The 7,904-nt window shown below is 59.1% G+C and carries 9 protein-coding genes; 4 read left to right on the forward strand and 5 right to left on the reverse strand.

What is annotated here, in order from left to right; translation table 11 throughout:
• The 3 genes from AC1DOC_RS10785 to AC1DOC_RS10795 form a co-directional block, all read left to right on the forward strand.
• Positions 1-315 (forward strand): glycosyltransferase (locus AC1DOC_RS10785; RefSeq protein ID WP_478129784.1); only part of this gene is annotated, 315 nt, incomplete at its 5' end.
• A gap of 175 nt (positions 316-490) precedes the next feature.
• Positions 491-1,867, forward strand: coding sequence for a rhamnosyltransferase WsaF family glycosyltransferase (locus AC1DOC_RS10790; RefSeq protein WP_478079155.1), 1,377 nt, complete (start codon positions 491-493; stop codon positions 1,865-1,867).
• Entirely contained in the window at positions 1,867-3,033 is a 1,167-nt protein-coding gene (locus AC1DOC_RS10795; protein WP_478079156.1) for a glycosyltransferase family protein, read from the forward strand. Before AC1DOC_RS10790 ends, AC1DOC_RS10795 begins: the two co-directional genes overlap by 1 nt.
• On the opposite strand, the gene AC1DOC_RS10800 is transcribed toward AC1DOC_RS10795, so the two are convergent.
• The 5 genes from AC1DOC_RS10800 to AC1DOC_RS10820 form a co-directional block, all read right to left on the reverse strand.
• Entirely contained in the window at positions 3,030-3,896 is an 867-nt protein-coding gene (locus tag AC1DOC_RS10800) for a GDP-mannose 4,6-dehydratase (protein ID WP_478079157.1), read from the reverse strand. The genes AC1DOC_RS10795 and AC1DOC_RS10800 overlap by 4 nt on opposite strands.
• Positions 3,893-4,930: a GDP-mannose 4,6-dehydratase gene (gmd, locus tag AC1DOC_RS10805; RefSeq protein ID WP_478083882.1), complete on the reverse strand. Its 1,038-nt coding sequence runs from the start codon at positions 4,928-4,930 to the stop codon at positions 3,893-3,895. Before gmd ends, AC1DOC_RS10800 begins: the two co-directional genes overlap by 4 nt.
• Before the next feature lie 148 nt (positions 4,931-5,078).
• A complete protein-coding gene (locus tag AC1DOC_RS10810; protein WP_018903750.1) occupies positions 5,079-5,825 on the reverse strand; it encodes an ABC transporter ATP-binding protein in 747 nt (248 codons plus the stop codon).
• Between the two features lie 3 nt (positions 5,826-5,828).
• Entirely contained in the window at positions 5,829-6,632 is an 804-nt protein-coding gene (locus AC1DOC_RS10815) for an ABC transporter permease (protein WP_412510364.1), read from the reverse strand.
• Complete coding sequence (locus AC1DOC_RS10820) at positions 6,629-6,901, reverse strand: cupin domain-containing protein (protein ID WP_478079176.1); 273 nt, start codon at positions 6,899-6,901, stop codon at positions 6,629-6,631. Before AC1DOC_RS10820 ends, AC1DOC_RS10815 begins: the two co-directional genes overlap by 4 nt.
• A 206-nt stretch (positions 6,902-7,107) precedes the next feature.
• On the opposite strand from AC1DOC_RS10820, the gene AC1DOC_RS10825 reads away from it, so the two are divergent.
• Positions 7,108-7,904 (forward strand): glycosyltransferase family 2 protein (locus tag AC1DOC_RS10825; RefSeq protein ID WP_478129785.1); only part of this gene is annotated, 797 nt, incomplete at its 3' end.

Below are 7,904 nucleotides of genomic sequence, written 5' to 3' on the forward strand. Positions count from 1 at the left end.
GTCGTCTGTTGCTCGCGTGATGAAGCATTTTCGCTGATGGTTGTTGAAGGCGCGATGCTCGCCAAGCCGTCGATCATCAATCCAAATGTCGGCGTCGCAGAGGTGTTGGCGCACGACAAGTCTTGCCTCCTTTTCGAGGCAGCGGATGCGGCTTCGCTGGCAGAACAGTTGCTGGCGGTGTTCCAGGATCGGGCCAGGATGCGCGACATCGGATTGCAGGCGCGCAAAGTCTATGAAGAAAAATTTACTGTCGACCGCTTCTCCGAAGAGTTTCTTCGGCTCATGAGACAAGAGGGCCCTGCGAAACACGTATGAGCGATAGTGAGAAAAAAGTAGAACAAGAACAGTTCGACGCGGTGCAGCGAAAAATCGCTGCGCAGAAACGGCAACTAGAGTTGCGAGAACGGGCGCTTCAACCACCTCTTGGTAAGCCTGCGGCAGTAGCTCCTGTCTCTTCCGTCGGAATTTTAGAAAAAACAAGGAAATAGCGATGATCGAGCGATGGAGGCGGTTTTTGGCATTTTGGAATGAGCAAGGTACAGCTGCGGTGATGCGGCTCATTCGCGCCAAGGCAGGTGCTGCAATTGAGGGGCGTCCAATTTTCAACAGCGTGGCCCTTAGCAATCCAGCGATCGACAGTCACGCGATGGACATTGCCGTCCTCAACACAGGCGATCAACCGATGGCCGCGGACAAAGTCGTTCGCGCACGCTTTCTGACCACTCAGTCGCTGGAGACTTATCTCATTCCTAAGACGTCGATCCCGCGGGTGAGCTTGGTGACCGACAGTATTGGTAGGGGGAGTCTGTTTGGCGGCGTGGGAACTGCGCTGTTGTTGGCTGCACAACTGGCAAATCGGTTGAATGCCACGTTGCGAATCGTGACGCGCACCGAAGTACCATCGGCGTCGAATGCTGCGCAAATCCTGGATGCTTACGGAATCCAGTTGAAGCATGAGATTCAGTTGGTGTTTGCTCCCTTGGTGGTGGATGGCTCAAGACCGGAGAACGCAGGGGCTCCAGGCCTGGATATCCATCCTGACGAGACTTTCATCACCACCTCTTGGTGGACGACCGCTGCCACGCTGGCCAGCGTGCCTCCTGCTTCGATCATCTATCTCCTTCAGGAGGACGAACGGATGTTCTATCCATTCGGGGACGACCGGGTTCAATGCGAACGAATCCTGAGCAACCAAGACATCAGATTCGTAGTCAACACGCGGCTCCTGTACGACCATCTGGTCGCGAACGGCTTGGACCATCTGAAGCGCAATGGGGACTGGTTCGAACCAGCATTCCCGAAGTCGCTGTTTCACGAGCGCCCGCGGGATCCGGGTGGCAAGAAAAGATTCTTCTTCTATGCGCGGCCGAAAAATCTGCGCAATCTTTTCTTTAACGGCATCGAGATCATCGATAGGGCAATCAACGAAGGAATCTTTGACCTTGAGCAATGGGAGATCCTGTTGGTCGGCAAGGACATCCCCAACGTGACGTTCGGCAATGGCTATGTGCCTGTTCGTTGCGAAGGCCTTGACTGGGAGGCGTATGCCGATCTTGTAGGGACGGTCGATCTCGGACTCTGTTTGATGTACACGCCGCACCCTAGTTATCCGCCGCTCGATTTGGCGGCCAGCGGCGCAGTCGTAGTGACCAACAAGTTCGCCAACAAGCAGGATCTGTCCAACTATTCACGCAATATCATTTGCGCCGAACTGAATGCAGAGGCATCGCTCGACGCGCTTCGCGCTGGTGTGGCGCTTGCGGAAGACAAGAAAATGCGAGCGCGCAATTTCGCGGCCAACGAGCTGATTGTGGACTGGACCCAGTCGTTCGAGCCAATCCTTAAATCGCTCGCGACGGCACGCTGATGTTTGAACTGGATACTCCGCCCGTACCCTATGCGGACCCTTGGCTTCAGCCTCTTTCGGAGCGGCTGGCAATGCTGTATCAGCGCAAGGTGCGCGTGGCCTACTTCTACGAAGAGCCGAACAACAGCACGTTTCGCTATCGCGCCTACAACATGGCTCAGGTGCTCAACGGCAACCAGATGGGCAATGTCTCGGCGAGCTATTTCTTCCTGTCCGACAGCGAACGTTTCGGCGAAATTGCGGATGCAGCTGATGTGCTGGTCATCTGCCGCTCGCGCTATTGCCATCAGGTCAGCGGATTGATCGCCAAGTTTCGTGCGCAACGAAAACGAGTTCTGTTCGATGTCGACGATCTGGTTTTCGACACGGACTACGCCCATCTGTTAGTGGCCACCTTGGGTCTCGACGTCACACAAAATGGCCTTTGGGACGACTGGTTCGCAATGATCGCCCGCATGGGCCAGACGCTGAAGCTGTGCGATGGCGCCATCACGACCAATGAGTATCTCGCGCAAAAACTTGCGAACTACTCGGGGCTCCCGGTGTTTGTCGTTCCGAACTTCATGAATAAGGAGCAACTCGAGCTCGCGGAAAAAGTATTTGCCGAGAAGCAGCGCACACGTTTTTCCGGCAATGGCAAGGTATGCCTCGGCTACTTCAGTGGCTCACCGTCCCATCGCCTCGACTATGCGATCGTCGAGCCCGCACTGGCAGAGGTGATGGCCGAACGACCAGACTTGGAAGTCATGGTCGTCGGCTACATCGACCATGGTCCAGTGATGCGCGAATTTTCCCACCGCATCAGTCGGAAACCCTTTCACGACTACGTGAATCTGCAGCGCCTGCTCGGAACCGTTGAGTTCAATCTCATGCCGTTGCAATCGAATGCCTTCACCGACTGCAAGTCCGAGTTGAAGTACTTCGAGGCGGCCGCCGTCGGCACCTTGAGCATCGCTTCGCCGAGCTTCACCTATCGGCGGGCGATTCGCGACGGTGAGAACGGGTACCTGGCCAAAGCACACGAATGGACGGAGGTGATTCTGCGAGCTTTGGATCATAGTGAGGCCTATGAAGCAATGGCGGCAGAGGCCCGGCGCGATGCACTCTCGAAGTTCGGCTGGCAACACCAGACCGAAGCAATTCTTCGCGCGCTGCAGCTCGGTTAATTTTGTATGGGAAGCAGCATGTGTCCCAGCGTTTCTTCCAGTGCGGGTTCGTATAACGTGGCCCCGTGTCCAGAGAGAAGTGTTCGGAGTTTCTGCGGGTTCCCGCACAGACGGTGCACTTCATTCCCCCTGACGAATGCCGGATTGATCTCGATTCGCAGGTTGTGCGAAGTCATCCGTGCAAAAGTCTCGATGATCCGGCGCAGCGCATACGGCCGTCCCGAGCAGATGTTGTACGTCTCGCCCGGCTCTCCATGTGCGAGCAGCAGCAGGTAGGCATCGCAGACCATCTGCACATCGTTGAACTCGCGCTCGACATCCAGATTGCCCAACTCGATCGACGGCGCACGCGAGGCAAAGTGCGCGGCAAGTTTAGGGATCAGAAAATGGGCGTCCTGTCCGGGCCCGGTGTAGTTGAAGGGGCGCGCGACCACCAGGTTCAACTGCTCGTTGTAGGTCCTCGCCATGAATTCCATGGCGAGCTTGCTCATGCCATAGTGGTTGATGGGCGCCGGCGGCTGGCTTTCGGTGATGGGCGATTGGGCCGTGTTGCCGTAGACATTGGCGCTGCTGGCCAGGAGAACACGGGCAGGCCTGGCAGGCAGTTGCACCAGCGCGTCCAGCAGATGGGTGGTCCCGACCACATTGACTGCGTAGAACGCTGCCTCGTTGGCGTGCCCCACAAAACTGATGGCTGCCAGGTGCACCACGGCGTCGGGCGCAAGCGCCAACACTTCCTGGTGCAGGGCCTCGCGATGCGTCAGGTCGGACTGAAGTGCAATGACGGCGTGGCCAGCCGCAACAGCTCGCTTGGCAAATACCTGGCCGGTGAATCCTTCGGCGCCTGTCAGCAATATCCTCAAAATGACTGGCCCTGGGCGTTTCGCCGGAGGTCGGCCTCCACCATCAACTGGCACAACTGTTCGAGGGTGGTCGCGGGTTCCCAGCCAAGCTTGGCCTTGGCCTTGGCGGGATTGCCGATCAGGAGTTCCACTTCGGCCGGGCGATAGAACGCCGGATTGATGCGCATCACGGTCTTGCCGGTGGCCGTGTCGACCGCGGACTCCGAATCGCCGGTGCCCCTGAATTCGATGGCCATGCCGGCGCTCTTGAATGCCATGGCAACGAACTCGCGCACGGTCTCCGTGCGATTCGTTGCGAGCACGTAGGTGTCGGGTTCTTCTGCCTGCAGCATGCGCCACATGCCCTCGACGTATTCCTCCGCAAAGCCCCAGTCGCGCTTGGCGTCGAGATTGCCGAGTTCCAGCACGTCCAGCTTGCCGAGCTTGATCTTCGCAACCCCGTCGGTGATTTTGCGGGTGACGAACTCCCGGCCGCGCAGGGGACTTTCATGATTGAAGAGGATGCCGCTGCAGCCGAAGATGTCATAGCTTTCGCGGTAGTTGATCGTCATCCAGTGGGCGTAGAGTTTTGCAACGCCATAGGGGCTGCGCGGATAGAAGGGCGTTTCCTCGGTCTGCGGGATGGCCTGGACCTTGCCGAACATCTCGGATGTCGAGGCTTGGTAGAAGCGGATCTTGGGGTTGACCAGGCGGATGGCTTCCAGCAGATGCAGCGTACCCAGGCCGGTGATCTGCGCGGTGGCGATGGGCTGATTGAAGCTGACGCCGACGAAGCTCTGGGCCGCGAGGTTGTAGACCTCGTCCGGCGCTGCGTCGCGGATCAGCGAAATCGAGCTGCCAAGGTCGGTAAGGTCGTATTCGACCAGATGAAGATCGGGGTTGTGCTGGATTCCAAGCTCTTCGATGCGCCAGAAGTTCACCGAACTGGTGCGGCGATAAGCGCCATAGACAACATAGCCCTTGGCGAGCAGAAGCCCGGCCAGGTAGGCGCCATCTTGCCCGGTGATGCCCGTAACAACAGCATGCTTCTTCATGAAACCCTCTCTCTTTGTTCAAGGAAAGCGCACAACTTTGCACGTCGGATGGCCGATACGTGCTGCAGACGCTTGAATTCTGCCTTGGAAGAGAGAGATTGGACACATGGGCCGGAGCCTGCCGGCCAAGGCGCCCGCGGCACAGGCTCTAAGGCCGGTCGTCCAGTTCCGTTGCGTCGGCCAGCACGGAAAGCTCGGCGGGCTCGAGCCGCCCATGGCTCAGCTTGACGACCATGTTGCATTCCTTCGCGATCAGTGCCGGCGAATGCGAGGCCAGGACCAGAATGCCCGACTTGGAAACCACGTCCCGCATGCGCTTTTCCGCCTTTTCGGTGAAGTCGGCATCGCCGACCGAGAGCCATTCGTCCATGAGGAGAATGTCGGCCTCGACGCTGGTGGAGATCGAAAAGGCGAGCCGCATCATCATCCCGGTGGAATAGGTGCGCACAGGCATGTTCACGTACTGCCCGAGGCCGCTGAATTCGCAGATTTCCGGGATGCGTGCGTCAATTTCCTTTTTGCTGAGGCCCATGACGAGTCCGCGCAGCATGATGTTCTCGATGCCGGTCGCATCGGCCTCGATACCAAGCGACGGATCGATCAGGCTCGATACCGTTCCTTCGCGCTTGAATTCACCGGCGGAGGGCTCATAGACACCGGCCAGCGTACGCAGCAGGGTCGATTTGCCCGCCCCGTTGTGCCCGATCAGCCCCAGGCGGTCTCCGCTCTTCAGCTCGAGGTTGATGTCGCTCAGCGCCTGAACGACGGTGACGCCGGTCTCCTTGCCAAACCTGCCGCCGGTGACGGAAGCCGCAAGTGTTTTCTTCAATGACGCTGCACCGGCGCCATAGATCGGAAAGTTGACGGCAACGTTTTTGAGGGAAATGGAAGCCATGTATCAGAGCCAATAGACAACGCGTCGGCGGTATCTCGTGAACAAAATTGCGGAGGCGACCACGGTCAGGGCGGTCCACCCTGCGATGCCGAGCCAACTGTGCGGCGCGGCAACTCCCCCCATCAGCGGCGTGCGCAGCAGGTCAAGCATCTGGGCAAACGGGTTCCAGAGGATGTATTGGGCGCGGTTGGGCAGGCTCTCAGGCAGCCAGAATACGGGCGTCAGGAACATCAGCATCTGCATGACGCTGGTCACAATTTGAGTGACGTCGCGAAACCGTGTGCAGATGAGGCCGAGCAGCAATCCAAGTGCATGCGCATTGACAATCGCAATGGCCATTGCAGGAATGACCAGCATCACGGACCACGAGAGCGAGATGCCCGCCCAAAGGGCAACGGGGATGTACAGCACGATCTGATGAGCAAACTGAATCAGATTCCGAGCCAGACTTCGCCAGACGAACAGGCTGATCGGGAAATAGCCTTGCTTGAGGTAGTTGGAGGAGCCCACGAAGGCGTTGCATGACTCCGTCACCACGCTTGAAAAGAAGCCCCAGAAAATGATGCCCAGCGCAAGGTGAGGGAAGAACTTGGAGAGTTCCGTTCCGAACAGCGAACTGTACAGAGGTCCCATGCCGCCGATCATGGCGCCCATGCTCAACGTGAGCCAGATCGGACCCAGCATCGAGCGGCGATAGCGCAGCACGACATCGAACCATGCGAGCGTCCACCAGATGTCTGTGCGGCGGGTACCTTCCCACCAGTCAGACCATGGGCTGCGGTGCAAATTGGAATGGATCTGGCTCATATGCGCCCGTCGGTGTTTGCCAGGCGCGCGAAGCCATTTTCGCCCGGATGTTCTCGACACTGGGCTTCAATGAGCACCAGTTCCTCGTTGCCGATGTTCGTCAATCGATGTTTCTCTTTCAATGGGTATGGCGATATCCGCCGAGAAAGGGTCCCGTGCTGGACGTTGCCGATTCGGCCAATACCGCGGGCCTGGACGCCGGCCCAGTGCGCTGCGCATTGGTGATGATATTGCAGTGACAGTTCCGCCCAGGCCTCACAAACATGCACCTGGCTTGGATGTTGCCTGCTGCGATGCCGGTCGGATCCGGGATTCTGCGCGCCCCAATAGCACAATTGAGAGGGCGCGCATTTTCTTGTTCGGGAGTGAAGAAAGGGATAATTTTACCGGCCCCCGCGCTGGAGGCTCCAGGAACCGTTGAAACCGCCTCCCATCGCCTCGCCACATTGATAACCGCTCGCAAGACGAGCAAGCCATGAGCATCCCCCCTTCCCCCGAGATCTCCGTCGCCCTTTGCACCCACAACGGCGCGCGTTTCCTGCGCGAGCAGGTGCGCAGCATCTGCCTGCAGACCCTGCCGCCGGTGGAGATCGTGCTGTCCGACGATGCGTCGACCGACGGCTCGGTGGAGGTGGTGCGGGCTGCGGTGGCCGAGTGCGCGGCCGAACGGCCGGGGCACCCCGTGGCCCTGCGCATCTTCGAGAACCGGCCCGCGCTGCGCGTGGTCAAGAACTTCGAGCAGGCCATCGGGGCCTGCACCAGCGAACTGATTGCGCTCAGCGACCAGGACGACATCTGGCTCCCCGAGCGCCTCGCGCAGATGGCGCCGCTTTTCGAGAGCGATCCGAATCTTCTGCTTCTGCACACCGATGCGCGTCTTGTCGATGCCGAGCGGCGCGACATCGGCGATACGCTGTTCCATGCGCTCGAAGTCACCCCCTCGGAGATCGAGCGCGTCCACGGCGGCAACGCTTTCGATGTGTTCCTGCGGCGCAACCTCGTGACCGGCGCGACCACGGTGTTTCGACGCTCTCTGCTCGAGCATGCCCTGCCTCTGCCCGTCGAATGGGTGCACGATGAATGGCTGGGCATCATCGCGTCGGCCATCGGCCGGGTCAATCTGCTGGAGCAGCCACTCATCGACTACCGCCAGCACGAGTCGAACCAGATCGGGGCTCGGCGCGACACCTTCGAAGCCAAGGTGCGCAAGGCACTGGCTTCCAGGGGCAACACGCATGTGGAGCGGGCCATCAAGGCCGAACTGCTCCTTGC

Source organism: Variovorax sp. 01T439_2, from assembly GCF_056398445.1.

Bases quoted from the DNA above. Each gene is read 5' to 3' on its own strand.
- gmd (WP_478083882.1), bottom strand. From the start codon at position 4,930: ATGAAGAAGCATGCTGTTGTTACGGGCATCACCGGGCAAGATGGCGCC.
- AC1DOC_RS10790 (WP_478079155.1), top strand. From the start codon at position 491: ATGATCGAGCGATGGAGGCGGTTTTTGGCATTTTGGAATGAGCAAGGT.
- AC1DOC_RS10815 (WP_412510364.1), bottom strand. From the start codon at position 6,632: ATGAGCCAGATCCATTCCAATTTGCACCGCAGCCCATGGTCTGACTGG.
- AC1DOC_RS10810 (WP_018903750.1), bottom strand. From the start codon at position 5,825: ATGGCTTCCATTTCCCTCAAAAACGTTGCCGTCAACTTTCCGATCTAT.
- AC1DOC_RS10795 (WP_478079156.1), top strand. From the start codon at position 1,867: ATGTTTGAACTGGATACTCCGCCCGTACCCTATGCGGACCCTTGGCTT.